This is a genomic window from Philodulcilactobacillus myokonensis (genome assembly GCF_027923585.1).
In the GTDB taxonomy this organism is placed as follows: domain Bacteria; phylum Bacillota; class Bacilli; order Lactobacillales; family Lactobacillaceae; genus Philodulcilactobacillus; species Philodulcilactobacillus myokonensis.
The window spans coordinates 1,312,078-1,337,888 of the sequence record NZ_BRPL01000002.1; the positions used below are offsets into that span (position 1 = coordinate 1,312,078).

Consider the following 25,811-nt stretch of genomic DNA (forward strand, 5'->3'; position numbering starts at 1 on the left):
AGGATGGTGTGAAATGACGAAGCCTAAATTTAATACAATTCAAGCAATTTATAACATCATTGTCACAATTTTAATCACCATTTCAATTAGTATGATGATCTTAGACTATCAGTTCCATTTCAATACCAGAACCGGTGATTTAATGTGGATCCACTATTTCATTTGGTTCTTCTTTTTAGTTGACTACGTTGTTGGATTTATTATATCCAAGAATAAACGCCACTACGTCTTAGTAAGACCACTTGATTTAATTGCATTGGTTCCAACCCATCCATTCGTTGTCATTTTTCGATTTGCACGGATCATTAGAATCATTCGTTATTATCACCTATTTTGGAAATTGGGCTGGGACGGTAATTTTACTAAAAAAATGCATGAATTCCTATATGATACTGGTTTCATATCATTCTTATACGTTAGTATTATTATCCTAATCGTCAGCGCCCTTTTATTTTCATACTTTGAAAATTATTCAATGGCTGATTCGCTTTGGTGGGCAATTACGACTGCCACAACCGTTGGATATGGTGATTTAGCGCCAAAAACATTGGGTGGCCGCCTTGTTGCTGCCGCTTTAATGGTCGGTGGAATTGGTTTTATTGGTTTATTAACTTCCACTATTACTAATTTCTTTACCAAAAGTGAAGATGAAGCCAATGACAAGAACGATCAAATTAAACAATTATCAAAGCAAATCAGTAAATTAACCAAGGAAGTCCACTCTCTCAAGAAAAGCGTTAACAAATCAAACCACCGTTAATTTCGATTAGGATTTAAACTAGTGCTATGAACTGCCATATTTTTATCTGGGTATAACTGTTTAATAATTGAATTAACGGCAATTGGAACTTCTCCAAAGGCAGTTGCAATAATGTCCTGCTTTCCTTGATAGGTTGCAATATCTCCAATGGCACTGACATGCGGTAAATTAGTTTGTAAGGCAACATTAACTGGAATCATACGATGCTGTTGTTTCAAATCAATCTGCCACTTTCTAATCATCCGATTGTTAGACACAAAGCCGTAATCAATAACAACTTTATCAACTAAAAACGATTTCATTTCATTATTAGAATGCATTTTTTTTGCGCTAATATTAATTTTTCCGTCATTATCATTTGTTAATTTTTTAATTAAGTAAGGTGTTTCTAATTTGATTGAAGATTTTTTAACCAGATCAACCATGTGTTCTAATCCTCTGAATGTATCACGACGGTGCAATAAATAAACCTGTTTAGCTGTTTTTTCAAGCATTAATGCGTGGTCGATAGCTGAATCACCACCACCTGCCACTAAAACGGTCTGATTTTTAAATTGATTGGGAGCTTTAACACCATAAAACAATTGTTGATGATTCACTTTATCAACGCCATCAGCCATCAATTGACGTGGCTTAAAAGCGCCATTCCCGGTCGCTATGATAATTGATTTAGTTTTAGTTTGATAATTTTTAGCAATCACTTGATAGCCATCATCTAATGGTCTGATATTAGATACCGGCGTATTCAAATGAACATCGACGTTCATTGAATCAAGCTGTTGGTTTAATTTTTGGACTAATTTAGCACCTGAAACACCGGTAAAGCCAGCAACATCTAAGATATTCTTCTTAGGATAGAGTGCGGTCACCTGTCCGCCTAATTCAGATAAACTTTCAATGATTTGCACCTTGGCATCATGCAAAGCAGCATAAAAACCGGCAAACATCCCTGCTGGTCCGCCACCAATAATTGTGATGTCGTAAATTGATTGATTCATTTTAAATTCCTCCGTTTAATTAAAAAATAAATGTGACGATAAATCAAAATATATGATATGATTTTAGTAATGTAAAAATATTGTTACATGTAATTCATGCTTCATCCAAAATTACATCAAAGGAAGGCTAATATGCACACAAGCAAAAAAGTATTCATTACGATTCTTTTACTAATTGAATGCTTCATTTTTATATTGACGATTGGCTGGCAATTCAGAGGTTCTGCATTAAATCACGTTAAAGTTCAACAACGATCAACAGCAACCGTTTTTTGTCCAGGATATGGTGGCAACGCCGTTTCAACCGATGATTTTATTGAACAGTTCAATACCCATCGCATTGCAAGAAGAGCTTTAAGAATTTATGTTGATACTAATAATCACATTTCAACCATGCATAAATATCATAAAGTTGCCAACAATAATCCACTGGTTCAATTAATTTTTAAAGATAATACCCACCCTAACCGACAGGCAAATCAAATGCCATACGTGATGAGGTATTTATATAAAGTTTACCATATTAAATCAGTCAACCTAATCGGTCATTCATCAGGTGGTAACATTGGTTTTGACTATATGTTAAACCATCCTAATCTAAAAGACGTTCCAAAAGTGAATAAATTTGTCTCCATTGCCGCTAATTATAAGATTCCAGATCGTAAGGTTAAAAATCTCCCTAAGAATCTAAAAATTTTGAACATTGCTGGAGAGATTTATAATCTTGGAACGGATGGTGAAGTACCAGTTAAAACCGTCAGTCCAATGAAAAAATTAGTTGATGGGCACGTTGCTAGTTATCAATTCTACGTTTACCGTAGTAACCCATTAGCAGCTGAACATTCAATGCTTCATGAAAACCCGCAGTTAGATAAAGTGATTGCAGAATTTCTATTCAATGAATAAAATTTAAGTTATAAAAAATCCGAAAAATTATTTTCGGATTTTTTTATTCCCTTTTCGATGACTAAAATAACCGTGTTTAACAATCTGCTGACCTTGCAAAGTCCTAACTTCACGTAATCCAGAATCCAATAGAATAAAAATTGCAATCCAACCAATCAAAATCAGGATTATTTTTTGAAGATAAAAATTATCAAAGAAAGTTCCTGGAATATTCCAGTCCCACATAGCGTGAAGAAAAATAGCTAGAAAATAATATTCAATAAATTTCAAATCCAAAATATCATTCTTTAAATTAAAGCGATAGTGCCTCGTTTTAGCTAGGATAATTCCAGAACCAACAATGGCACTCCAAATGGTATGGGTGCCAATTGCCTGCCAACTGCGAACAAAGATGGTAATTAATCCATATTCGTTGGCATAACCAGCCGTTTCAAAGACAGCAAATCCCGCTCCGACAGCTGCACCAATTAACATCCCATTCAAAATATAGTTTAAATGATAATGGTTAATGAAGTAGATAATAATAATCATTTTACCGGATTCTTCAATCAATCCAACTAAGAACGCCGATGTTAACGAAACCCCATTACCCGATGGAATAAAATCATATAAAAGCATTGTCATCAGCAATGAAGCAATCCCGCCAACTAAGAAAGTTACCGATAATTTTCGAACTGAGATATTGCGGTAAGTATTCATTTCATAGAACATAATCAATAGCGAGAACGGAACGGTCAAAGAGCCAATAAAATTCATTCCGGGAACGGCTTTATCAGTTCCAAAGACTTTAAATAAAATTGTCAGCATCGTAAAACTAAAGCCGAGTAAAACAAAAAAACGCGAAAATAGCCATGGTTCAACCGGTGTTGACGATACCTTTTTCAACGATGGTGTTGTGTATTTGGTTCCCGCTAACAGCAAACGGTCCGCTTCGTCAGAACTGTGTCGTTTAAAAACCTGGGCAAAAATCCGCCAGAAATTAATTTCAACAAATTGAATATCCTGTGAAGATTTATGAATCGGTTTTTTAGCAAATCGATCGTAATTCCTTTTAACGCCGGTTAAAGCCGTTGGTAACTTTAAATTCTGATGGTGCGTTAAACGTTTTAAGTGATCTTCTAGATGATTCTTCTGTTCCTTTAATTTTTCCATAATCATCACCTTAGTTATAGGATACAAAAAAAGAAGCCAAAAAGCGATTTTTTTCATCACTTTTTGACTTACTTTTATTTTTTATGATTTGGCAAATATCGGTGAAAGATAAATAGGAAAACAAAGAATTCAATGATCCATGGAACAAAATTAATGAGTGGATTACTAAGATAATCCTGTATGAATCCAGAAATAGTTCCCATTATGAAAGCAGATGCCATCCCTAATAAAATTGACTTAGTTTTATTTTTAATAAAAATTTCACCCCAAGTTTACTTTAAAATTTGATCTAAGCATTTTACAAAATAAGGGGTCCAAGCATAACGATATCCCATTCTAGTTGGATGAGCATCATCAAACATAAATTCAGGATGTTCACGATTCAAACGTTTGATTTCATCATTATGAGCAACATCAATAATCTTAATCTCCCACTTGTCTTGAACCTGTTTCAACTTGCGCATTAACAATTCATAATCAGGTTCTGGCTTTCTAAGGCACGTATAGAAGACAACTGGACAGTGCCACGTTCTTGTAACATAGGCAATGATGAATTCAATCGCACCAATCGTTGTATTCCGGTCAAAACTATCGAGGTTAAATGAGGCATTGACCGAACCCATCGGCTTATCTTGACGCTGATCATTAGTTGACAACTGGCAGACAAATAAATCTAAATCATTGTCTGGACTAATCCGTTTTAACATTCGATTAACGTATGAATGTTCACTCGGACCGGCTAAAGTTGTGCCACTAACGGCTTCTTTAATGGTATCAACACCATATTCCTGGTCTAAATAGTCAACAAATGAATCCCCATGGGAAGCGAAACCATAAGTAATTGATGAACCCAAAAATGCAATTTTTTGATGCCTAATGATTGGGTCGTTTTTTAAATAACGCTGGTCTGGTGCGTACTGTAACATATTGCCACGCTGAAATTCACAAAACTTTTTAGCTAATTGATAAACTAACATGCCACCCGCTACTGATAGTGAGCCATTAATTAAATTATGTTTCATTGATCAGTCCCCCTTTTGCTACGATTATATAACAAAAACGCCAGAGAAAAATCCCTGACGCTTATTTTATTTAGTTTAAATTAAATTTATTTTTGTAAATTGCTTAGTGTCTTGAAATCATCATCAGATAATTTAACATTGGCAGCGGCAACATTATCTTTCAAATGATCAACATTGCTAGTGCCAGGAATTGGAAGAATATTTGGTGAACGTTTCAATAACCAAGCTAAGGCAATTTGAGCAGATGAAGCATTATATTTCTTGGCAATTTTGTCCAGTGGACTATTAGCACCAGCTAATTTACCAGTATCCAATGGGAACCATGGTAGAAATGCCATATGGTGCTTCTCGGCATAGTCAACAACGTCATCATCTTTATGATTACCAACGTTGTAAAGATTTTCAACAGCGTCAATATCTGCATACTTTTGAGCAGCCTTCAAATCGTCAACGCTGAACTGACTAACCCCAATGTGCTTAATTTTACCTTCTTCTTTCATCTTTTGTAAAACACCTAGTTGTTCAGATAAAGGAACATTAGTATCCCAACGGTGTAAGAAGAGTAATTCTTCATGGTCACGGCCTAAAGTCAATAGTGAAGATTCAACTTCCTGTCTTAAGTACTTTGGATCACCAAATGGAATCCAAATTCCAGGGCCATGTCTCAATTGGCCAACTTTTTCAGAAATGTGAATAGAGTGGCCCTTATCAGGCATTTCACGTAATGCTTCGCCTAAATAACGATCAGCAAACCATGGTCCATATGAATCAGCAGTATCAATTAAGTTAATTCCTAACTTAGGTGCTTCTTTAATGACGTCAATTGCCTTTTGTTTATCTGGGAAGGGGCCAAAAACACCCGGTCCAGTTAATTGCATCGTTCCATAACCTAAACGATTAACAACAAAATCATCATCAAATTTATAAGTACCTGCATTCGCAGCGTTTAATTCTGTCATTTGAATCCCTCACTTTCATTTTATTAATTAAAAGTAAGTGCTATTTAGCACACGTTCACTTTATTATTCTGATAACAAAATTCAATCATTTTGTTCCTATTGATCCATGTGTTTCTTGATATTAGCTAAGGTTAATTTACTGGTATCTGGGAAGACCATATCAGCTTCGTGCAAAACCTTTGAATCACCAATCCCGATTGATGTTTCACCAGCCGCATTAATGGATTGAACGCCGACAACGGCATCTTCAATTCCAATGCAACGTCTTGGATCAAGGTTCAAAATTTTAGCACCCTTAGCATAAATTTCCGGATCTGGTTTGCCATGTTTTAAAGTTGCCGGATCAACTACTTTGCCAAAGTAGCTAGTCAAATTCAATTTCTTTAAAACTTTAGGTGAATTTCTAGATGATGATGCAAGTGAAATTGCATAGTGATGGCGTTTTAAATCGGCTAAGAATGATTTGATGCCGGGTAAAATTTCATCAGAGCCCATCTTATCCACATATTGTAAATAAAGATGATTTTTCTTATCCATCAAATCCTTCTTTTGTTGGTCAGTATAAGCCGTTTCTTTGCCGCCAGCCTTTAAAATCCGGGCAAGTGAATGAACACGGTCGACGCCCTTTAGACTATTAGCTAACTTATCACTCCATTTAGTTCCAACTTCATCGGCAATTTGATGCCAGGCTTTACTATGATAAATAGAAGTTACGGTGATGACTCCATCTAAATCAAAAACGAAACCTTTTATATCAGAAAACTTAACCATAACTAGCATCCCCTTATCTTAAATCAACAAGTTTACCATTAACGTAGGCAGAGAGTGGCTGTCCTGAAATCAATTTCAATTGAGTCCCTTGATGAGTAACATGAACTTCGATCACCCTACCACGAAATACCTGTCTAAAACTATATTGTTTCCATTCCTTTGGAAGTTTAGGATTATATTCCAATTTATCATTCTTCATTTGCATTCCAGCAAATCCCTGAACAATTGACATCCAGGTCCCACCTAAATTAGCAAGGTGCAAACCATCAGCAGTATTGCCTTGTAAATTGGTTAAATCCATTGTAACGGTGTCTGTAAAGTATGAATATGCTTTTTTCATATCATTTAAACGGGCTGCCAAAATACCAAAAATCGAACGGGATAGTGATGAATCATGGGTAGTTACTTTTTCGTAATAATCATATTCACGTTTTAATTGTTCGTTTGAAATATCATGTGGAAATAGAAATTCAGCCAACATTGTATCAGCCTGTTTAGCAACCTGGAAACGACCAATGGTTAGCGGATGATAATACATCATTAATGGACGATGATCCTTTGGAGCTGACTTTGGCCAGTACGGTTTCTTTAAGAAGCTGTCATCCTGTGCATTGATTCGTTTTGATTTGCTATATGGCAAATAAACGTTATGGGCAATATCATTTAACTGGTTTAATTCATCCTGGTCAGTTCCCATTTGGTTCAAGAATGCCGGATCCTTTTTAGCAATTAAATTTCCCATGTCATAAGCTAACTGCATATTATATTTAGCTAAACGGTTAGTGTAATAGTTATTATCAACTAAAATCGTATATTCATCAGGTCCAGTAACGGTAAAGAACTGGAAACGATGTTTGCCATTGACCTCACTGAAAGCTCCGAAGTTAGCCCAGAAACGAGCAGTTTCTAAAATAATACGATATCCATAACGTTTTAGAAAATCTAAATCATGGGTAACATTAAAGTATTCGCTAACAGCGTAAGCAACATCGCCATCAATATGGTATTCAGCGGTTCCCGTTGGATAGTATGCTGAAGTTTCCTGCCCATTAATCGTGCGCCAAGCAAATAATGCACCATGCTTAATGCCCATTGTACGGGCCCTTTGAATTGCTGGTTTTAGAACATTATAACGATAAATTAGAAGTTGTTTAGCAATCTTCGGGTTGGTATAGATAAAGTAAGGCAATAGATACATTTCAGTATCCCAGAAGTAATGGCCTTCGTAACCAGGTCCTGAAAGCCCTTTTGATGGAACGTTAGTTAATCCATCACGCCCGGCGCCTTGATTAATTTGAAAGAGATTATAGTGAAGGGCTAAATCTAATTTATCATTACTATCAATCTTGATTTCGCTTTGTTGCCAAACATGGTCCCAATAGTCTTGGCTATGTTGGGCAATCTGTTCAAACATTTCATTGTTAATTTCATCAACTGATTTTGGCAATGTTGAATTATGAATCTTGCCAATGTAAAAGTCGTAGGATAATTTAGGTTGTTTCGAATCGGATAAATCCAAGACCCGTTTAAAATCATTATATTCAGAATAAACTTTAACCATTAATCCTAAACGAGAATGTTGAGTTCGAATGGTCCATGCTTTAATTTTAGGATTAGCAACAATTGGCGTAATATCAACGGTTTTAATGCTTCGTGCCTTTCTTGGATCAATTTGATTAGCCTTTTCATAGTTATCATCATGACTGTCTAAAGAGGTTTTGATTTCTTTTTCAGCAACGATTTTACCGTAATAATTACCGGGTTCAAATTGATATCTAATTCCATAGTAACCGGTATTTTGTTGGTCAATCACCGAATTAACATTCATGTAAATTGAAAGGTGCCGTTCATTATTAGATAGAAGATATTTTTCTGATAACATCCCAGATTTTAAATCTAATTCATCTTGAATTAATTTACTGTGGTTAAATGGATAACCATCGGTTGTCTTAACATCAATTTTACGTAGACTAGGTAAATTAACGATAGTTTGGTGTTGTTTAGCATAGCCTTTGGCCACTTCGCCATAGTGGATTGGATTAGTTTCATAAAAACCATTTACCAAGGTGCCTAAGGGATGTTGATCACCAATTGGATTAACATCTTGAACACCTAAATGACCATTACCAAGTGAAAAAATGGTGGCAACGTACATTGGATCATTAACTTTTGCAATGTCATTTAAAGTAATCCTTTCCATGCTCATCTCTTCCTTTCAAAGTCAATGACATAGTACATAAATCATTAAAATATAAAACTATGCATATTGTGAATTTATTTCTTTCCTCACTTTTATGGTAGGCAGTTAGGCGCGATAATTCAACAAAAGAGGTTCCCTGGAAAACACCAGGGAACCTCTTTAATATTTAAATATTCATAATTTAATTTTAATATTCAGAATTATGATTTGCTGCATCAGCAGCTTTTTCAGCCTTTAATAATTTATCCTTCGTATTGAATTTAGCATAGTAAACAATTGTCATAATAACCAAGAAGACAACCCCAACCATCAACGGGATCTGAGTTTCAGGATTCATAGTCATAAAGACAAGGGTTAATGCTAAGAAAAATAGTGCAATGTAATTACTGTAAGGTGAGAACGGCATCTTAAACGTATGTTGCTTCATTAATTCTGGGTTTTCTTTTCTGAAACGGAGTTGGCTAACTAAAATAACGAACCACGGCACCATTCCAGGAAGAACACTAGAACTGTATACAACGACGAAGATGTCACTAGCACTCTTGAAGAACATTGGTAAAATCACGTTTAAAACGACTCCTAAAAAGATTCCAAATGAAATGGCAATCACGTCATAGTAAGGAACCCCGTGTTTATTAACCTTTAAGAACCGTTTTGGCAAACGCCCTTCCTGAGCAAGTAAGTACGCCATTCGACTCGTACTGTAGATCGATGAATTGGATCCAGATAGTGCGGCCGTTAAAACAACGAAGTTAATGATTCCAGCTGCACCGGTAATCCCAATTTTAGCAAAAGTTTCAACAAACGGTGAGTTAGAACCATTTAATTCATTCCAAGGATAAATACTAACAATCACAAAAATAGCACCAATGTAGAAAATCAAAATTCGCCAGATGGTGGATTGAATTGATTTAACAATGGTTTGCTTTGGATTATCAGCTTCACCAGCGGTTACACCAATCAATTCAATTCCTTGGTATGATGCCAAAACAATTGATAGTGCAAATAAAAAGCCTTTCAAACCGCCGGCAAAGAAACCGTGGGTCCAAAGATTACTAATCCCGATTGGATGCATATGATTACCAAAACCGAAGATAATCATTGCAAATCCAGCTAAAATCATGGCAATAATGGTAACCACTTTAATCATTGAAAACCAGTATTCTAGTTCACCAAATGATTTAACAGAAAGTAAATTAGCAATACATAGTGAAACAATTGCGATTACACCCGGAATCCATCCTGGTAAATGGGGCCACCAGAAATTACAGTAAGTTCCAATCGCAATCACTTCTGACATTCCAACTAAAATCCATTGAAAAATATTACTCCAAGCGGTTAGAAAACCAAAAAGCGGATGCATATAATGGGTAGCAAACTGTGAAAATGATCCGGTAACGGGATGAACATATAGCATTTCACCAAGCGCACGCATGATTAAATACAAAATGATTCCAGCGATACCATAATCTAATAGAACTGAAGGTCCCGTCCATTTAATCGTTGAAGCAGATCCCATAAAGAGCCCAACTCCAATGGTTCCCCCGAGGGCAATCATCTGCATATGGCGGGAGCTTAAGTTACGTTCCAGTTTCTTTCCGTCATTATCTTTTGTCATATTAACACCTCTTCAAAATTGGTTTCGATTGTCAAATAACTTAACAATAAAAATATCATATCACTAATATATCATTAATTCATGACCAATTTCAATTATAATCTTCTCAATGCAGAAAAGACAAAAATAAACCGCAAAACTGTTTAGTGTTTCTAACAGCCTTACGGTTAATTAATTATTTAATAATGTTATTTCCAACGCTATTGGTAATTACCGTCCCTAAATCTGAATCGTAATTGTTAGGCTCATTACTCAATATCCGATTAACGCCAATTGAAATCGAGAGCGAATAACCATAAACAAATTTAGAACTTACGAACGTATTAATTCCAGCAGAATTTTTCACTTGATCGTTTTCTCCTAAAATTGATGAAATAATTTTAACATTACCGGCATCCAAACTAACTTTAGTATTTTTAATCGAAGAATTAATGATTTGAATATTACCAGCATTAGAAGTAATTTTACCACCATTAATTTCTAGACTTTCTAATTTTACATTCCCAGCGGCATTATTTAAATAAAGATCTTGCAGACGATTCTGCTTCAAAGTAATGATGATCGCATTGTTATTTACATCAAAAAATGTGGGGTGAAAGAAGCCCGTTCTAGTTGGATGATGATCCACCACTTTTAAATGCCCTTCTTTAAATGAAGCCTTAATGCGGAAAGAATTATTTTTAATAATTTTAATTTGGTTAGAATTTCCTGGCTTAATTTTAACGTTGAATGAGCTCGTTTTAATTTGAATTGATAACACGTCTGATTTTAATTGATAGGTTTCTTCTGTTTTTCGATTGGTAGAAAGCAATCTGATCACCATCCTCTTTTATTAGTATGTTTTTAATTAAATTTTAATATTTAAGTTAAGAATACTCTTCCAAGCGGAAAAATGCAATCATTACTTTACTGAATGGTATTATCGCCAGCAGCGGATGATATTTTTGTCCCTTTTTCTTCATCAAAATGGTTCGAATGATTAGAAGGACTGTTATCCCCAGCTGTTGATTTTAAATGATAACCGTATTGAAATTTAGACCCGGTAAATGTATTATCACCGGCTGAACTGTGAAAGTTATCATCAGCACCTAGTGTTGAATTATCAACATCTAAATCCCCCGCACTATGTTTCAAAATTGTATGATCCAGCCTGGAATTCAAAATATGAACGTCCCCGGCACTAGAATGCATATTACTGGATTTGATATTGATACCATTGATCGTGGTATCACCGGCAGAATTATGTAAATATAATTCTTTTAGTTCGTGCTTCGTCAGTGTGATTATAATATTAGAGCCACTGCTGCCAAACCGAATTAATTTAAAGAAGTCAAAATGATTTTGGTGGGTAAAATCAAGATTGCCGTGACTTAAAACGGGCTTGATCGTGTCCCCAGTACTTTTTGTGACCTGGATTTGATTTTGATTCCCAGCATTGATTTGAACGTCACTAGCATCATCAACTAAACTCAACGTTGAAATTTCTCCCTTTAAATTATATGTTTGATGGGTTGTGCCATCATGAATGGTATTGTATGTAGCGATTCCAGCCAAAATAATGAAGATAAATAAAATTACTAATAAAATTTTCTTTAACATCCAAGTCATCCCGTATTTAACAAATTTTAAACTCTACTGCATCCACAATAATTAAAACCGTTTCTTTCTAAAGATAGCATAACCAGCAAACAAAAATAATATTGTGTATAAAAACGTTGCTATAATTAATTGTTCAATACTTAGTTTTGTGTCGCTGGCCATAGCATTATTATAATATTGTTGAGTTAAATTAACCATGTTAAATGGATTCCATTTGAGAATGCCAGATAAATTATGATTATTTTGAAGTAAAAAATTATAAGAAACATAAGCTCCCATAAAAATAATTATCATATTAACAGTAACAACGACTGCATTACTATTTATCATACAAGAAATCATAAAAATGATACTTATGATAAATGTAGAAGTTATTAAATCGATGCCAACAGTGGCAAACATGTTTAATAATAATGATTGATGATGTTGATATACAGATGTCCACGATACTTTATCTATAAGCGGTGTTAAGGATAAAATAACGGTAACTAATATTGTTATTAAATGAAGTGCAACATTATAAATAAATATAACAATTAATTTAGAGAAAAAAACTTGGAATTTATTTGGAGATCTGTATAGTACATTCAGAATTGCTTTATTTTGAAATTCCATTGAAAAAATACTTGAAGCGACAATAACTAAGGCTAATAAAATAACCTGACTAGAAGCAAAATTAGTCATTATAAGTAATTGCGGCTGACTTTTACCTTCCGATAAGCCCATTGCCAACATCATAAATAAAACTAATAATGGTGCAAACCAACTAACTTTTCGATGCAATAATTTAAAAAATTCACGATATAAATCAGAAGACATTCAATTCACCCCTCTTATTTTTATTAAACTCTTCGTTTTTTAAACATTGAATATCCTAATAAACCAAATAATACGATATAAAAAATATTAGCTATGATTATTTGCAAATTACTTAAATAAGAAATTTTGATAAAATCTTTCGGAAATGATAACTGATTCATGATATAAATCATATTAAAGGGATTCCATTTTAATAACGAAATAGATCCGGGAAAGTCACTCATAATTGCACTAGATAGGGATGCACCTAAAAATGAATTAAATAATCCTAAGCCAACTACTACAGCATTATTCTTAAATACAGAAATTAAAAGAAGCGCAAGGGTAATAATAAACATCAAATAAATAAATGTTCCCAAAACATTTAAAAATAGAGCACTTACTAAATCACTCCAGTGATACTGCCCGCCAACAATTAATTCTTTTAAAATAAAAGTTACAAAAACACTTAAAACTAATGAGATTGCACTGTAAATCACTAAAACAAATAATTTAGAAAAATAAATTACGAATTTATTTGGTCTTTTATAAAATAATGTAAGAATTGTATTATTAGTATATTCCATTGATAAAAAAGTAGAACTAATTGTAATTACAATAATTGTTAACCATTGTCCAGCACCAAAATTTTGAATAATCGTATCTGTACTAGTTTTATTTGAAAATGCACTATAAATCATCAAAATAAGTAAAATAATTAAGCCATAAAATGATATTTTTTGATGGTTAAATTTATAGAATTCTTGCTGTAAACTAAATTTCATCTTCTTCGGCCTTCTTATTTAAAGATCTAACAACCAACTGTTCAAAGTCAATCTGTTGAGGTGCTAATTCCAATAACTGAATTTTATTCTTATAAAGTAAATTCTGAATAGAAAAAATATTTTTTTCATTAACAAGTAAATATTTATTCGACTGACTTTCCAACATCCCTTTTTCTTGAAGTAATTTTTGGGATTCTTTTTGATTATTAGTTAGCAATTTATAGCGACTATGATTAATGTTTTTAAAATCATCAATATTTTTATTAATGATTAGATTTCCTTCATTAATTATTACAATTCTAGTCATAATTTTTTGTAATTCACTCAAAATATGACTAGATATCAAAAAAGATGTTCCTTGTTCAGCATAATGTTTAATTAATTTTCGAACTAAAATGGTGGATTCGATATCTAATCCATTCATTGGTTCATCTAATATCACAAAATTTGGATTATTCAATAACGCCATTGCAATTCCTAATTTTTGCTTCATTCCTAATGAATAATTTTTAGCACGACTTTTGATATAATTTTGCATTTTTAATTGTTTGACTACCGTTTTCATGCTGTTTTTATCTTCAGTATATAGTTCAAGATTTTGTAATCCTGTTAAAAACGGGTAAATAGCTGGATTCTCAATTAGTGCTCCCACTTTAGATAGAGCCCGGTGGTTATCCTCAGTCACATTTCGATCAGCAACACTAACTTTACCGGTAAATTTTAATAATCCAAGGATCGTTTTCATTATAGTAGTTTTTCCAGCACCATTAGGACCAATAATACCGACAATTTCTCCAGGTTTGACTTGAAAAGAAACATTTTTAATAATATGTTTCTTCCCCATAAAAACATTAATATTATTTACTTTTACCATTAATATCACTCGATTTATATATTATTTTTAATTAGCCAAATGCAACCACAACCATCATCCAAAGAAAGAATATAATTATAATTGCCAAAATCCATCCTTTACGATTCATAAAATACCAAAAATCCGAAGATGAATGGTCATCAATGATGATGCTTTGTTTTAAATTTTGGTCACCTTTAATCAAACTGTCTAAGCTAACGTTAAAGAAATCACTAATTTGAATTAAACGTTCAATATCTGGATAAGCGGTACCTAATTCCCATTTAGAAATGGCTTGACGGCTAACATTCAGTTCCCTTGCTAACTCATTTTGCGTCATTGAATGTTTTTCACGTTCTTCTTTAATTCTGGTTCCTAAAATCATTTTTAAAATTCCCCTTTAATTTAAATGTAGTACTTTTAATTCTACTACATGTGAATTATTCATTACATCAATGATTAAGCATCACTCCTTACTTAAATTTCAATTCATTTTCATCATCACACCAATCACATCAAACGTCACGATAATCCTTAGAGCATTAGTGTCAACTAATGGTTGCATACCTATTATTACAGTATTGATAGCAGATTTAACCACAAAAAAAGATTGCCCATTTTTCATGGACAATCTAAAAATCATTTCAATTTTAACTAACTATTATCACTGCCAGTATTCATCACATTTTGAGTCCCACGTTCATTAATGATGGATACTAAAACGTTATTGATCATTCGGGCCTTTTGTTGTTCAGATAATTGAACTGAATTATCCTTTTCAAGTTTATCAATTGCATTTTCAGCAATGGAAACCGCACCGCGAACGATAATTTTTCGAGCAGACAAGACAGCACTAGCTTGCTGACGCTGTAACATGGCGCTAGCAATTTCGGTCGAGTAAGCTAAGTGGGTGATTCTAGTTTCTAGAATTTTTAGACCGGCCTTATCCAAACGGCTTTGCAATTCTCTCGTTAAAGCAGCGGAAACGTCAGATGCATTCCCACGTAAAGTCTTTGTATGATGATTATCAAAATTATCGTATGGATATTCACCAGCAATGTGTCTAATTGCCGATTCACTTTGCAAGCGAATAAACCGTTCGTAATTATCAACATTGAATCTAACTTTCGCAGTATCTTGAACTTGATAAACAATGACAGCCGCAATATCCACCGGGTTACCAACGGCATCATTGACTTTAATGGTCGGACTATTAAAATTTTGAATTCTTAATGAAACTTTTTCGGTACTGACTAGTGGATAGGTCATAAAGAATCCATTTTGTTTAATGGTTCCAATATATTTTCCCATAAAAGTAACGATTGCTGATTCATTCGGATTGATTGTAACCAATCTTCCAGTCACAATCCAAGCCAACAGAAAGACAATCGCACCAATCACAATCAAAGTTAAATTTGTTCGATCCATGGCTCCTAAACCAATTAATGCAATTCCAATTAACACCCCGATAATTTTAACCGCAAGCATTAAATAACCACTGATGTAAAAAGCTTTCTTTTCGTGCATACAATTCACCCTTTCATATTAAGGTAATTCCATTATACAATTAATCAAAATTAATCCGAAAACAAAAAGGATTGGAAAGCATCCAATCCCTTAATTAATTTTAGTAACTTAAAGTGCGATATGCATCTTTTTTACGATGACCATTAAATTCATTTGCATTCATGCTGGTTCGTTTATTCTTCCACGGATCATTATAGTAAATCCGGGTGGCATCATAACCATTCATTGTGACGGCATGGTTAGGAAAGCCATCAAAATTAGCAACCCAAACAACTACCGGATGATTACGGTTAATCTGCTGTTTTAAATTTTTGATTTGAGCACCAGTCATATTCTTAACGTGATGTAAATATCTCTTAACAACGGGCGCAATTCCCTTTGGAAAAACGTACCAGCCAGAAGCTTTCGTTGGATCACCAACAAATCCTTTGTTGGGATTCTTACTTCTTACCGTTGCTTTTGCAACCTGCATTTTATTAACTTTAACGCCAGCATAGCGTAACATCATCGTGACCGCCGTCATTTCACAACCAGTCGGCAATTGTGGCCGTTGTGAAATCAACGGAACATTTAACCAACGGGCATTATGATAAAAGGCATTGGCATTTAACCAACCCTTCGCATGCTTCGTCCGAAATTGAAGCCAAGTTCCATTAGCAGTTTGCTCAATCGCTTCAACTTGAATAATCCGGTGGCTAAATTTTTGAGTATGATACATTGGCTTCATATTATCTTGAGAAGTTCTCGGTGCTCCAGATGAGTAAACTGCATACTTACCGGATTTCACTTTTAAATCGTAGTTAATTTTCTGGTACTTAATAATGGCCTGATATTTCTGCGAAGGATGATTTTTAACTTGCTGATTGGATGTCGTCTGATTCTGATTACTACCATTAGCGGTCGTATCATCAGCGTAAGCTCCTACACTAGTCATCAATAAAAATGCCATACTAAAACTAATTATAAATAAAAATATTAATTTTTGTTTCATTTTTTAAAATAATCTTCTTTTTGATTTATTTATTAATCAACAAATGGACGGGCAACGCCAGCAATATCAGAACGTTGAGCATCCCGAATTGGTGAAACCATTGTCTTTGGTGGCCAGCTTTCGATTACTTTATTATGACCCAAGTAAATGGCAACGTGCCAGATAGTGCTAGTGCCAGGTTGGTAGTAGAAAATCAAATCACCACGACGCTTCTTAGCGTATGAAACGTGTTTGAATTTCTTACTTGCGAATAAATTTCTAGAATTCCATTCGTTACCTGGATAAGCATGGTGAATCGAACTAATGGGTGCTGGATTAATTCCGCCGGCATATAATGATTGCATGACTAAACCAGAACAATCAGTGCCATAACTTGGATTAGAAGATGATCCAACTAAGTATGGGTTACCCTTGTAGCGATAAGCTTGCTTAATCATGGCTTCAATGTGACCCCACCTTGTTTTTGCTTTCGTTGTTGGTGCCACGTAGCTATCGATTGATTTAAACTGGCTTGGCTTCAAACCTAATTTATTCCAGGTCTTTTGATCAACATCACCGGTTGCTTTTAAATGGTGACGACGCTGGAAATTTTTGACGGCATTGTAAGTTGTTGAATTATACTTATTATAACCATTATAAGTTCCCAAGCGTTTCATGATTTTATAGGTCTTGATGCCTTCAAATCCTGGTTTAACAGTGTAGCCAATTTTGCCGTCAGGTTTAATTTGCTGATATTGAACCTGGTAATAACGCTTTGGATTTTGAAATTTCTTCTTACTTTCCTTAGTAGATTGCTTAGCATGCTTCTTAACCACGCGATGGGTCTTAACATTTGTGTTCGCAGTCGTTGATTTTGATTGTGCCTCATACAATGCAGCCCCACTAAAAAGCAAAATGCCAAGTGATACTGTCGACATTAAAAATATCTTTTTCCTCATTATTATTCACACCCCTTTGTCATTATCTTATCATATTTATAATATATTTTAATGATTTTGCCAAACAAAAAACACCCCTAATAATTAAGGATGTTTTCAAACATTTTAGCGAATGCCCTGCATTAATTTTTTAAGTGGTTTGACAAACATAACTAATATTAAACCGGCAACGATGGCAAGCAGTCCGATGATGCCAAAGTACATCGCTTCATTTTGAGAGTAGGAGCCAACGATTTGAGAACTAATAGCCTGCCCGACTGCATCGGATAAAAACCACATACTCATCATTTCAGATGAAAATGCCTTCGGTGCTAACTTAGTCGTTACCGACAAACCAACTGGTGAAATTAACATTTCCGCAATTTCAATGATAGCCCAACTGCCGACTAACCATAATGGACTGACTAGTGATTTAGTACCAAACATAACAACTGGAATTACCATGAAAACGTATGATAAACCAGCAATCACCATTCCCATTGAGAATTTAACCGGTGAACCAGGTTGCCGTTTCCCAAGTTTACCCCATAACCAAGCAAAGATGGGTGAATAAATCAAAATGAAAAGCGGATTCAAAGTCTGGTAAAATGATGCTGGAATTGTTAGGCCCAAAACGTGGTTCTGGGTTTGGGTAGCAGCAAACATTGCTAAAATACTGGAGCCCTGTTCTTCAATCGCCCAGAAAATCGCGGAAGCAATAAATAATGGAATGTAGGCCCAAACATGTGAGCGTTCCACTGAATCAACTTTTTTACTAGTCAGCATAATCACAAAGTATACGACCGTTAATAGTAAAGTAATAATCGTAATCAAAGTGATGATATTGGCAATGTTCAAAGCATGATTAAGGCTCATGATGAAGATGATCACTGCCAGTGCAATAATTCCTAAAATAACCTTGGTAATAATTCCCCTTAATTCATTCGATTGAATGGGGTTACCTGGTTTCATACCATGCTGGCTGAGGGTCTTTTTACCTTCGACCACGTATTGGAATAGTCCGAAGAACATCCCGATTGCAGCCAGTGAAAAGCCTAAATGGAAATTAACATTCTGGCCTAACCAGCCGACTACTATCGGTGCAATTAATGCGCCAAGGTTAATCCCAAATGTAAAGATGGTAAAACCGGCATCACGACGGGTGTCACTAGGTCCATATAGATCACCGACCATGTCAGAAACATTGGGCTTTAAAAGACCGGTTCCCAAAGTAATCAGAACGATGGAGGTAAATAGTGCCGTTAATCCCAGTGGCAATGCCAATGCAATGTGACCAAACATGATCAAAATCCCACCATAGAAGACGGTGCGACGACTGCCTAAAATCCGGTCACTAATGTAACCACCCACAACGGAAGATACATATACAAGTGCACCATAAATGGACATAATGGACATTGAAAGTCCACGGTCTAACCCTAGTCCACCCTGGTTAATCGCATAGTACATATATAATAGTAGGATGGCGCGCATTCCATAGTAACTGAAACGTTCCCACATTTCAGTAAAGAACAGTGTTGATAATCCTTTGGGATGTCCTAAGAATGCCGTATCCATGTTGGGAGTCTGTTTTTTCATAAAAATTCTCCTATTCAATTTAAAAATAAAGACTGCAAAGTAAAGACAATTAATATTTTACTATATCAGTTCATCATATAGCAACAGATGTGTAAGATTTATTAACAAATTTTAATTTACTTTACTGATTTATAATATCAAGTGTATAATTATAAATATTATACTAATTTTTAGGAAGTGGTTGATTAAATGCATTTTGCAATTTGGCAAATCTTGGCATTTATTCCCGTCGGCATTGTTGCCGGCATTATCAGTAGTAGTGTTGGAATGGCCTCACTGGTCACTTATCCTTCACTATTATATCTTGGTGGTTTATCACCCGTTGTCGCAAACGTAACTAATACGTCATCGGTCATCTTTAACGGAATGGGTGCTGGATTATCCTCCATCCGTGAATTAAGGGGTCATATTAAACAAATGGTCTTTACGATGACGATGACTTTTCTTGGCAGTATTGTTGGTACATCCCTTCTATTGATGGGATCCAACCAGGCCTTTGCTAAGATCGTTCCATTTTTCATTTTCTTTGCCGGTGTTACAATTTTATGGCCAAGCAAAGATGATGGACAGCATACTGGAAAAGTTAGCCCTACTATGAAAGTCATTGCAACGATTGTCTTCCTATTAATGGGAGCCTACATGGGATACTTTGGTGCTGCCGCTGGAGTAGTTATGATTGCTGCACTATCGAAAACAACCAATGAACCGTACCCAATTTATAATGCAATTCGAAACGTGGCAGCATTATCAGCAAACCTTTTAGCAATGGTGGTCTACGCATTTAATGCCAACGTTCAATGGGTGTTAGTAGTTCCACTTGGGTTAGGACTATTTATTGGTGGTTATATTGGACCAAAGATTGTTAGGCGGGTTCCCCATAAAGTTTTAACAACCATTGTTGGTATTGGGGCCTTTGTCCTTGCCGTGATTTTATTTATTCAAGCATATTAAGATGGGACACAAAAAAAGCGATGAATTAAATTCATCGCTTTTTATTTGTCTTTATTAATCGTTTAATTTTTTATTTTTGCTTGGCAGTCATGAATTCATTCAATGCATCACAGAGCCTGTCGACACCCTTTTTGATGGTAGCTGAATCAACGTTTGAGAAGTTCAACCTGAATGTTCCTTGAGTAACCTCGTTTGGATAGAATGGTGCACCAGGAACGAAAGCAACGTGGTGCTTGATACATTCTTTGAATAGGTCAACGGTATTAACCGTTTCTGGAGCTTTAACCCATAGGAACATCCCACCTTCAGGAACACTATGGGTAACGCCCTTCGGTAACTTAGCATCCAATTCCTTCATCATTGTATTAGCACGCTTCTTATAAAGAGCACAGATTTGGTCAACATGTGGTTGAACATCATTTTCAGATAGGTATCTAGAAACGATGTATTGTGATAAGTTATCGGAATGTAAATCAGCAGATTGTTTCATGGGAAGTAATTTCTTCATGAATGCTGGATCAGCAACCATCCAACCTAAACGAACGCCGGGAACCAAGAACTTTGAGAAACTACTCATGTAGATAACGTTACCAGTATGATCAAAATGTTTAACTGGATATTGAGTCTTACCAGTATATCTGATCTTTCCATACGGGTCATCTTCTAAAACAACGACGTTATGGGCAGCTAATAATTTTTCTAATGCTTCCCTACGGTCGTTTGGCATCGTATGACCAGTTGGGTTTTGGAAGTTAGGAATCGTATAAAGCATTTTAGCATCTGGATGCTCTTTCAATGCTTGCTTTAATGAATCAACCCGCATTCCATCAGCATCCATATCAACACCAACTAATTTTGCGCCATAACTTCTTAAAACATCTAAGGTACAAAGATACGTTGGTTTTTCAACTAAAACGGTGTCGCCAGGATTAACTAATAATTTCCCAACTAAATCAATCGATTGTTCAGATCCAGTGGTAACCGCAACGTTATCAACTGTACAATCAACGCCACGTTCTCTTGTCATCTTAGCAATTTGTTCCCTTAATTTTTCATAACCAGCAGCTTGTCCATACTGTAAAGCTTCTTTAGCATCGTTATCAAAAACTTCATCGGCAGCCTTCTTAAGTTCCTTGACTGGGAATAAATCTGGTGATGGTAACCCACCGGCTAATGAAATAACCTTTGGATCAACCGCAGCCTTTAAGATACTACCAACTGCATCGTCATCATTTTTTGGTACGCGTTCGGAAAAATTAAATTTCATGATAAATCCTCCTAAATATGTAAATCAAATTCAAATGTTATATGTGATTTAAATATATAATAAGAGAACGGTAATAAAATGTCAATGGTATTTTAATAATTATTTAATTTTATTTTCATTTTAGGCAAATAAAAAGTATATAAATAAATTTGCGTCTTAATGAGAATTATCTTAAAAATATTTTAGAGAATAATAAAGAATAATATCATTAACAATTTTTAAATAGACAAATACCATATTATTAAAATTATTGAATTACAATAATTAATGAATTATTATAATAAAAAGGGGTTGATTTTATTTTGAAAACTATTTATAAATCTCTATGTATATCAATAATGTTATTATTAGCATTTATGTCAATAAATTTTAATAAATCATATGCTGATAATAATCATAATATTCCAAACGTTAGTGAACGTAACTATAATAAGAATGTAAAAAATATTAATAAAATAAGATACGAAGAATTAAAGAAAAAAATTAATAGAAAAAAATCATTTATCTTATTTATTGGATATAAAGAATGTAAATACTGCAGAGCTTCATCTCATTTACTAAAAAGATTTAATAATATATATCATAAAAAATTTTTTTACTTAGATTTAGATAAAATAAGTCACAAAGATATAAAAAATGGATTTTATAAATTTGCTAATTATAAACTAAAATTATTTGCAACTCCCACTATTATGCCTATTAAAAATGGTAAAATTAACTATAAATTTTCATTTGTAGGCTATGGATTTACAATGAAGAATCTTAAATTTATTTATAGTAAAATTTCATATTAAAAATAAGAGATCACAATTTAATTTTTATTATTAAATTGTGATCTTTTGTTTAGATTTAATTTTTTCATTATTTATTTTTTACATGATTTTTTATCAATTTATAAAATTGTAATGATAAAGAATAAGCATTAAGTAAAATTAAAGCCGGAATCCCTAATAATTTAGTATCTGTTACAAAATCATTAAGAGCATCCTTCAAATTATCTCTAAAAAGTAAAACTGGACCAATATCATAAGTTAAATTAAATATAATAATGCAAAAAATAACTAACAAATTTGCAAAAATTAAAGAACCCAAATAACTAGGGTGATTCCATTTATATTTTAATCTTTTTTTAGTTTTATTATTAATTTTAAACATCTTAAATCACCTATTTTTAAAAATAATATTTATTTATCCTTATCATTTATAAAAATTAAAACCAAAGTTAAAATAATAAGAAAATAAATTCCTAAAATAGACAATTTATTGTCCAATTTTAGGAATTTATTTCAAACTCTCTTTATTCATTATTCTATTTTTTATATTTTTTTAATAAATCATATATTTCTGATGATATTGAGCATACGTTTATAAATAACAAAACGGGAATGCCTAATAATTTATTATCAGTTACAAAATCATTAAAAGCATCTCTTAAATTATCTCTAAAAAGTAAGGCTGGACCAATATCATAAGTTAAATTAAATCCAACAATACAAAAAATAGCTAATGAATTGATAATAATTAAAGATTTAATGTAATTAGGATGATTAACTTTTCTTTTTATTTTTTTCTTAGTGTTATTTTTAATCTTAAACATTAAAAATCATCTACCTAGTTCTCCATAAACATTCACCAGTCCATATAGCTAATGATGTCCATCCAAAATATGGAGATACATATTTAGCAATAGCTTTTATTAAAATTCTTGCAATTTTCTTGGTTAATTTATGTTTAATATTATTCATAATCACTGCAGATGCTACTTTCCAGGCATGTGACTTTAAAGCCCGTATTACCTGTTTATTAAAAACATTCGTAACAAATGATTTTGCATAATATATACCCATTTTCTTAAAAAGACAATTACCAAAATTTTTCGCAGAAAAAGCAGATATGTAATAAGGATTTTGATTAGTTAAACTAGAATTAGTAGATGAATATTCCAATAATCCTTTTGCAGCATCTTCTTCAGAGAAATTTGAGTTATTTTTATGGTTAATATTATAAACTTTTTGCAGTCCAATAGCTAAACCGCTGATTGCTTTATTATAAGTATCTTGAGATACAATATTCGTATTGCTATCATTACTTGTATTATTAACTTCATCGGCATGAATAATACTACTAGAATACATTATTGGCGTAACAAACGTTATTAATGCAATAAGAAAAAGTGTACAATGGAAAAATTTATGTTTAACATATAAAGAATTCATGATTAATTCTTCCCTTCCTAATAATTTTATAATTATTTTATTAAATAATAACAATAAAATGATTATTTGTTAAGCAAATTATTAATATTTTCTAAAATAATTTTATTCTTCAAATAGTGTCTAAAATCACAAAAAATAAATCCCTAAAGCAGAGAATTTATTGTCCAACTTTAGGGATTTACTTTATTTCAGATCATTAATTATTTCTTAATTTCACTTTGAACTAACCACATATGATTCTTAACGACCTTGCCACCAGTAGTTGGCTTGTAGTTAATCATGTATGCAGGTCCCTTGTGGATGGCAACAATCTTAGCTTTAGCACCCTTCATCCCTTTCATATGATCAGTATTCAAGGTAACTTTTGTACCAACCTTCAAGGCATTATGGTTAGACTTCAATTCAGATTTAACTAGCCACTTATGATTCTTAACGACTTTACCACCAGTGGTTGGTTTGTAATCAACTTCATATAATTTAGTGTTATAAGCGTTAACAATCGTTGCCTTAGCACCCTTCATGCCCATCATATGATTAGCTAATGAAATGACTCGTTCACCCTTCTTGAACTTCGGGTGTTTAGCAACCTTTAAGCCCTTCAATGAAGATTTTAATGAAGATTTAGAACCCATGTTCATATTCATGTTACCCATTGAGCTCATTGATTTCTTAGAACTCTTTTTATGACTCATTCGCATTGTCTTTTCATGATGCATTGACATATGTGAAGCTTTCTTGGAACTTGCAAATGCTGGTGTTGAAAACAATAGTAGCAAACCAGCAGCAGTAGATACCTTAACTAATGAACGACTCATTTTCATCATAATTCCTCCTCATGGATATGTTTACAAATGTAAACTAAGTGGCTAAATAAAATGTAAATATTACAATTAATATTTACATTCTTAATGTTAATGATTTCAAAATAAAAATCAACTAAAACCTTCCTAAAATCTGCAACTATGATTTAGCGGAAGTAGATTGAATTCTTCTTCTAATGACCTTACCAGCCAATAGAACTAACCCAATCAAAAACGGAATAATGTAGTAGCATAACCGGTAAATCACAACCCAGAGTAAAGATTGGTTTAGACTTAATCCAGCCACTAGATGTAAAGTTGGAATCATGGTTCCATCAAAGGTTCCTAGACCACCAGGAATTAATGAAATGGCTCCAATAATTCCGGCTAAAACGACCCCAACATAGACGCCAACGATATCATAATGATAGTTTAAGAAAAATCCAATACTGGTGAAGAATGCCAAACAAGCAAGCCATTCAAAGGTCGAACCAATTAAAATTTTAATCACATCTTTTTTCTTCATCGTATTATTTTTCAAGAAGAATGGCACAATAATATAGAGCGGGAAGCAGTACAAGACTAATTGCATCGCAATATTAAACGAAAGGTGGTTGGTGAAGTATAATACGATGGCTAAAAGATCGTTTGTAACCAAGCCAGAAAGTGTGAATAAAGCAATTTGGGCGATAATCTTCACCGTTTCAACGTTCGATTCTAAATTACCAAATAGGAAAACTCGTAAACTTGCTCCAACTGCCCCACCGGAACCACCAATATTTGTAAAAGTATTGATAATATAACTACTGGTCATTAACTCTGGTTTGGACGTATGCAAATTCGTCTTGCTAGCGTAAATAAAGTCATAGACAAACATTGGTGTCACCGCCAACGCTCCTAAAATCACTAAAATAATTATTTTAGTGATTGATAATGAATGCATTGCTTCCATAAAATGTGGCCAAGAAATTTGACCATGGATTGAGTAAATGGCATAGAGAATAAAAATAATAATTAATCCAATGTAGACCCGTTTTAAAACCTTCTCATGCCGTTCAAAGAAATCTGTACACACTTTAATGAATGAATTTAATGTTTTTATGATATTTCTTCCTTTCAGTG

General features: G+C 33.6%; 27 protein-coding genes. 4 read left to right on the forward strand and 23 right to left on the reverse strand.

Translation table 11 applies throughout. The features are described 5' to 3' along the window. Window positions 1-13: 13 nt before the first annotated feature. Window positions 14-760 (forward strand): potassium channel family protein, encoded by a 747-nt coding sequence (locus WR164_RS06850; protein ID WP_286136785.1) that lies wholly within the window; start codon window positions 14-16, stop codon window positions 758-760. On the opposite strand, the gene WR164_RS06855 is transcribed toward WR164_RS06850, so the two are convergent. Next, window positions 757-1,758 carry an NAD(P)/FAD-dependent oxidoreductase gene (locus WR164_RS06855; protein ID WP_286136786.1) on the reverse strand — a complete coding sequence of 334 codons (1,002 nt, stop codon included), beginning with the start codon at window positions 1,756-1,758 and terminating at the stop codon, window positions 757-759. The two genes, WR164_RS06850 and WR164_RS06855, sit on opposite strands and share 4 nt — an antisense overlap. A 132-nt stretch (window positions 1,759-1,890) precedes the next feature. On the opposite strand from WR164_RS06855, the gene WR164_RS06860 reads away from it, so the two are divergent. Beyond that, complete coding sequence (locus WR164_RS06860; RefSeq protein WP_286136787.1) at window positions 1,891-2,664, forward strand: alpha/beta hydrolase; 774 nt, start codon at window positions 1,891-1,893, stop codon at window positions 2,662-2,664. Window positions 2,665-2,691: 27 nt separating this feature from the next. Here WR164_RS06860 and WR164_RS06865 read toward each other — a convergent pair whose 3' ends face one another. The 16 genes from WR164_RS06865 to WR164_RS06940 form a co-directional block, all read right to left on the reverse strand. Further along, window positions 2,692-3,816, reverse strand: a complete 1,125-nt coding sequence (locus WR164_RS06865) for a PrsW family intramembrane metalloprotease (RefSeq protein WP_286136788.1) — start codon at window positions 3,814-3,816, stop codon at window positions 2,692-2,694. Window positions 3,817-4,088: 272 nt separating this feature from the next. Next, window positions 4,089-4,838: an SGNH/GDSL hydrolase family protein gene (locus WR164_RS06870; protein ID WP_286136789.1), complete on the reverse strand. Its 750-nt coding sequence runs from the start codon at window positions 4,836-4,838 to the stop codon at window positions 4,089-4,091. 86 nt (window positions 4,839-4,924) lie between these two features. Next, complete coding sequence (locus WR164_RS06875) at window positions 4,925-5,797, reverse strand: aldo/keto reductase (protein WP_286136790.1); 873 nt, start codon at window positions 5,795-5,797, stop codon at window positions 4,925-4,927. Window positions 5,798-5,893: 96 nt separating this feature from the next. Then, entirely contained in the window at window positions 5,894-6,568 is a 675-nt protein-coding gene (gene pgmB / locus WR164_RS06880; protein WP_286136791.1) for a beta-phosphoglucomutase, read from the reverse strand. Between the two features lie 13 nt (window positions 6,569-6,581). Then, window positions 6,582-8,768 carry a glycoside hydrolase family 65 protein gene (locus WR164_RS06885; RefSeq protein ID WP_286136793.1) on the reverse strand — a complete coding sequence of 729 codons (2,187 nt, stop codon included), beginning with the start codon at window positions 8,766-8,768 and terminating at the stop codon, window positions 6,582-6,584. A 187-nt stretch (window positions 8,769-8,955) separates the two neighbouring features. Beyond that, window positions 8,956-10,359: an amino acid permease gene (locus WR164_RS06890; RefSeq protein ID WP_286136921.1), complete on the reverse strand. Its 1,404-nt coding sequence runs from the start codon at window positions 10,357-10,359 to the stop codon at window positions 8,956-8,958. Window positions 10,360-10,561: 202 nt separating this feature from the next. Continuing rightward, window positions 10,562-11,197 carry a DUF4097 family beta strand repeat-containing protein gene (locus WR164_RS06895; RefSeq protein WP_286136795.1) on the reverse strand — a complete coding sequence of 212 codons (636 nt, stop codon included), beginning with the start codon at window positions 11,195-11,197 and terminating at the stop codon, window positions 10,562-10,564. A gap of 95 nt (window positions 11,198-11,292) precedes the next feature. Beyond that, on the reverse strand, window positions 11,293-11,985 hold the full coding sequence (locus WR164_RS06900; RefSeq protein WP_286136796.1) for a DUF4097 family beta strand repeat-containing protein: 693 nt from the start codon (window positions 11,983-11,985) through the stop codon (window positions 11,293-11,295). A 51-nt stretch (window positions 11,986-12,036) separates the two neighbouring features. After that, window positions 12,037-12,804 (reverse strand): DUF2705 family protein, encoded by a 768-nt coding sequence (locus tag WR164_RS06905; RefSeq protein WP_286136797.1) that lies wholly within the window; start codon window positions 12,802-12,804, stop codon window positions 12,037-12,039. A 23-nt stretch (window positions 12,805-12,827) separates the two neighbouring features. Next, window positions 12,828-13,568, reverse strand: coding sequence for a DUF2705 family protein (locus WR164_RS06910; RefSeq protein ID WP_286136798.1), 741 nt, complete (start codon window positions 13,566-13,568; stop codon window positions 12,828-12,830). Next, window positions 13,558-14,442 carry an ABC transporter ATP-binding protein gene (locus WR164_RS06915; protein WP_286136799.1) on the reverse strand — a complete coding sequence of 295 codons (885 nt, stop codon included), beginning with the start codon at window positions 14,440-14,442 and terminating at the stop codon, window positions 13,558-13,560. The genes WR164_RS06910 and WR164_RS06915 overlap by 11 nt, the downstream gene beginning before the upstream one ends. Before the next feature lie 31 nt (window positions 14,443-14,473). Further along, on the reverse strand, window positions 14,474-14,806 hold the full coding sequence (locus WR164_RS06920) for a helix-turn-helix domain-containing protein (RefSeq protein WP_286136800.1): 333 nt from the start codon (window positions 14,804-14,806) through the stop codon (window positions 14,474-14,476). Window positions 14,807-15,075: 269 nt separating this feature from the next. Continuing rightward, window positions 15,076-15,948: an SPFH domain-containing protein gene (locus WR164_RS06925; RefSeq protein ID WP_286136801.1), complete on the reverse strand. Its 873-nt coding sequence runs from the start codon at window positions 15,946-15,948 to the stop codon at window positions 15,076-15,078. Window positions 15,949-16,048: 100 nt separating this feature from the next. Continuing rightward, window positions 16,049-16,882, reverse strand: a complete 834-nt coding sequence (locus WR164_RS06930; protein WP_286136802.1) for a C39 family peptidase — start codon at window positions 16,880-16,882, stop codon at window positions 16,049-16,051. Window positions 16,883-16,971: 89 nt separating this feature from the next. Further along, window positions 16,972-17,877 (reverse strand): C40 family peptidase, encoded by a 906-nt coding sequence (locus WR164_RS06935; protein WP_286136803.1) that lies wholly within the window; start codon window positions 17,875-17,877, stop codon window positions 16,972-16,974. Between the two features lie 105 nt (window positions 17,878-17,982). Next, on the reverse strand, window positions 17,983-19,455 hold the full coding sequence (locus tag WR164_RS06940; protein WP_286136804.1) for a peptide MFS transporter: 1,473 nt from the start codon (window positions 19,453-19,455) through the stop codon (window positions 17,983-17,985). Window positions 19,456-19,644: 189 nt separating this feature from the next. Here WR164_RS06940 and WR164_RS06945 point away from each other — a divergent pair, with 189 nt between their 5' ends. After that, window positions 19,645-20,406: a sulfite exporter TauE/SafE family protein gene (locus WR164_RS06945; RefSeq protein ID WP_286136805.1), complete on the forward strand. Its 762-nt coding sequence runs from the start codon at window positions 19,645-19,647 to the stop codon at window positions 20,404-20,406. Window positions 20,407-20,476: 70 nt separating this feature from the next. On the opposite strand, the gene WR164_RS06950 is transcribed toward WR164_RS06945, so the two are convergent. After that, complete coding sequence (locus WR164_RS06950) at window positions 20,477-21,673, reverse strand: aminotransferase-like domain-containing protein (RefSeq protein ID WP_286136806.1); 1,197 nt, start codon at window positions 21,671-21,673, stop codon at window positions 20,477-20,479. 302 nt (window positions 21,674-21,975) lie between these two features. On the opposite strand from WR164_RS06950, the gene WR164_RS06955 reads away from it, so the two are divergent. Further along, on the forward strand, window positions 21,976-22,467 hold the full coding sequence (locus tag WR164_RS06955; protein WP_286136807.1) for a DUF6568 family protein: 492 nt from the start codon (window positions 21,976-21,978) through the stop codon (window positions 22,465-22,467). A 67-nt stretch (window positions 22,468-22,534) separates the two neighbouring features. Here the strand turns inward: WR164_RS06955 and WR164_RS06960 are convergent, their stop codons facing one another. From WR164_RS06960 to WR164_RS06980, 5 genes are all read right to left on the reverse strand, one after another. Beyond that, window positions 22,535-22,828, reverse strand: coding sequence for a hypothetical protein (locus tag WR164_RS06960; protein ID WP_286136809.1), 294 nt, complete (start codon window positions 22,826-22,828; stop codon window positions 22,535-22,537). 154 nt (window positions 22,829-22,982) lie between these two features. Further along, the gene (locus WR164_RS06965; RefSeq protein WP_286136810.1) at window positions 22,983-23,270 is read right to left on the reverse strand and encodes a hypothetical protein; all 288 of its coding nucleotides are present in this window, start codon (window positions 23,268-23,270) and stop codon (window positions 22,983-22,985) included. Between the two features lie 10 nt (window positions 23,271-23,280). Then, on the reverse strand, window positions 23,281-23,889 hold the full coding sequence (locus tag WR164_RS06970; RefSeq protein WP_286136812.1) for a hypothetical protein: 609 nt from the start codon (window positions 23,887-23,889) through the stop codon (window positions 23,281-23,283). Window positions 23,890-24,089: 200 nt separating this feature from the next. Further along, a complete protein-coding gene (locus WR164_RS06975) occupies window positions 24,090-24,710 on the reverse strand; it encodes a YdhK family protein (protein ID WP_286136813.1) in 621 nt (206 codons plus the stop codon). A 139-nt stretch (window positions 24,711-24,849) separates the two neighbouring features. Continuing rightward, window positions 24,850-25,764 carry a putative bifunctional lysylphosphatidylglycerol flippase/synthetase gene (locus WR164_RS06980; RefSeq protein WP_286136814.1) on the reverse strand — a complete coding sequence of 305 codons (915 nt, stop codon included), beginning with the start codon at window positions 25,762-25,764 and terminating at the stop codon, window positions 24,850-24,852. Window positions 25,765-25,811: the final 47 nt, after the last annotated feature.

Excerpts from the sequence above, each read along its gene's own strand:
- WR164_RS06850 (WP_286136785.1), top strand. The coding sequence starts at position 14 with ATGACGAAGCCTAAATTTAATACAATTCAAGCAATTTATAACATCATT.
- WR164_RS06855 (WP_286136786.1), bottom strand. The coding sequence starts at position 1,758 with ATGAATCAATCAATTTACGACATCACAATTATTGGTGGCGGACCAGCA.
- WR164_RS06860 (WP_286136787.1), top strand. The coding sequence starts at position 1,891 with ATGCACACAAGCAAAAAAGTATTCATTACGATTCTTTTACTAATTGAA.
- WR164_RS06865 (WP_286136788.1), bottom strand. The coding sequence starts at position 3,816 with ATGGAAAAATTAAAGGAACAGAAGAATCATCTAGAAGATCACTTAAAA.
- WR164_RS06870 (WP_286136789.1), bottom strand. The coding sequence starts at position 4,838 with ATGAAACATAATTTAATTAATGGCTCACTATCAGTAGCGGGTGGCATG.
- WR164_RS06875 (WP_286136790.1), bottom strand. The coding sequence starts at position 5,797 with ATGACAGAATTAAACGCTGCGAATGCAGGTACTTATAAATTTGATGAT.
- pgmB (WP_286136791.1), bottom strand. The coding sequence starts at position 6,568 with ATGGTTAAGTTTTCTGATATAAAAGGTTTCGTTTTTGATTTAGATGGA.
- WR164_RS06885 (WP_286136793.1), bottom strand. The coding sequence starts at position 8,768 with ATGGAAAGGATTACTTTAAATGACATTGCAAAAGTTAATGATCCAATG.
- WR164_RS06900 (WP_286136796.1), bottom strand. The coding sequence starts at position 11,985 with ATGTTAAAGAAAATTTTATTAGTAATTTTATTTATCTTCATTATTTTG.
- WR164_RS06905 (WP_286136797.1), bottom strand. The coding sequence starts at position 12,804 with ATGTCTTCTGATTTATATCGTGAATTTTTTAAATTATTGCATCGAAAA.
- WR164_RS06910 (WP_286136798.1), bottom strand. The coding sequence starts at position 13,568 with ATGAAATTTAGTTTACAGCAAGAATTCTATAAATTTAACCATCAAAAA.
- WR164_RS06915 (WP_286136799.1), bottom strand. The coding sequence starts at position 14,442 with ATGGTAAAAGTAAATAATATTAATGTTTTTATGGGGAAGAAACATATT.
- WR164_RS06920 (WP_286136800.1), bottom strand. The coding sequence starts at position 14,806 with ATGATTTTAGGAACCAGAATTAAAGAAGAACGTGAAAAACATTCAATG.
- WR164_RS06925 (WP_286136801.1), bottom strand. The coding sequence starts at position 15,948 with ATGCACGAAAAGAAAGCTTTTTACATCAGTGGTTATTTAATGCTTGCG.
- WR164_RS06930 (WP_286136802.1), bottom strand. The coding sequence starts at position 16,882 with ATGACTAGTGTAGGAGCTTACGCTGATGATACGACCGCTAATGGTAGT.
- WR164_RS06935 (WP_286136803.1), bottom strand. The coding sequence starts at position 17,877 with ATGAGGAAAAAGATATTTTTAATGTCGACAGTATCACTTGGCATTTTG.
- WR164_RS06940 (WP_286136804.1), bottom strand. The coding sequence starts at position 19,455 with ATGAAAAAACAGACTCCCAACATGGATACGGCATTCTTAGGACATCCC.
- WR164_RS06945 (WP_286136805.1), top strand. The coding sequence starts at position 19,645 with ATGCATTTTGCAATTTGGCAAATCTTGGCATTTATTCCCGTCGGCATT.
- WR164_RS06950 (WP_286136806.1), bottom strand. The coding sequence starts at position 21,673 with ATGAAATTTAATTTTTCCGAACGCGTACCAAAAAATGATGACGATGCA.
- WR164_RS06960 (WP_286136809.1), bottom strand. The coding sequence starts at position 22,828 with ATGTTTAAAATTAATAATAAAACTAAAAAAAGATTAAAATATAAATGG.
- WR164_RS06965 (WP_286136810.1), bottom strand. The coding sequence starts at position 23,270 with ATGTTTAAGATTAAAAATAACACTAAGAAAAAAATAAAAAGAAAAGTT.
- WR164_RS06970 (WP_286136812.1), bottom strand. The coding sequence starts at position 23,889 with ATGAATTCTTTATATGTTAAACATAAATTTTTCCATTGTACACTTTTT.
- WR164_RS06975 (WP_286136813.1), bottom strand. The coding sequence starts at position 24,710 with ATGAAAATGAGTCGTTCATTAGTTAAGGTATCTACTGCTGCTGGTTTG.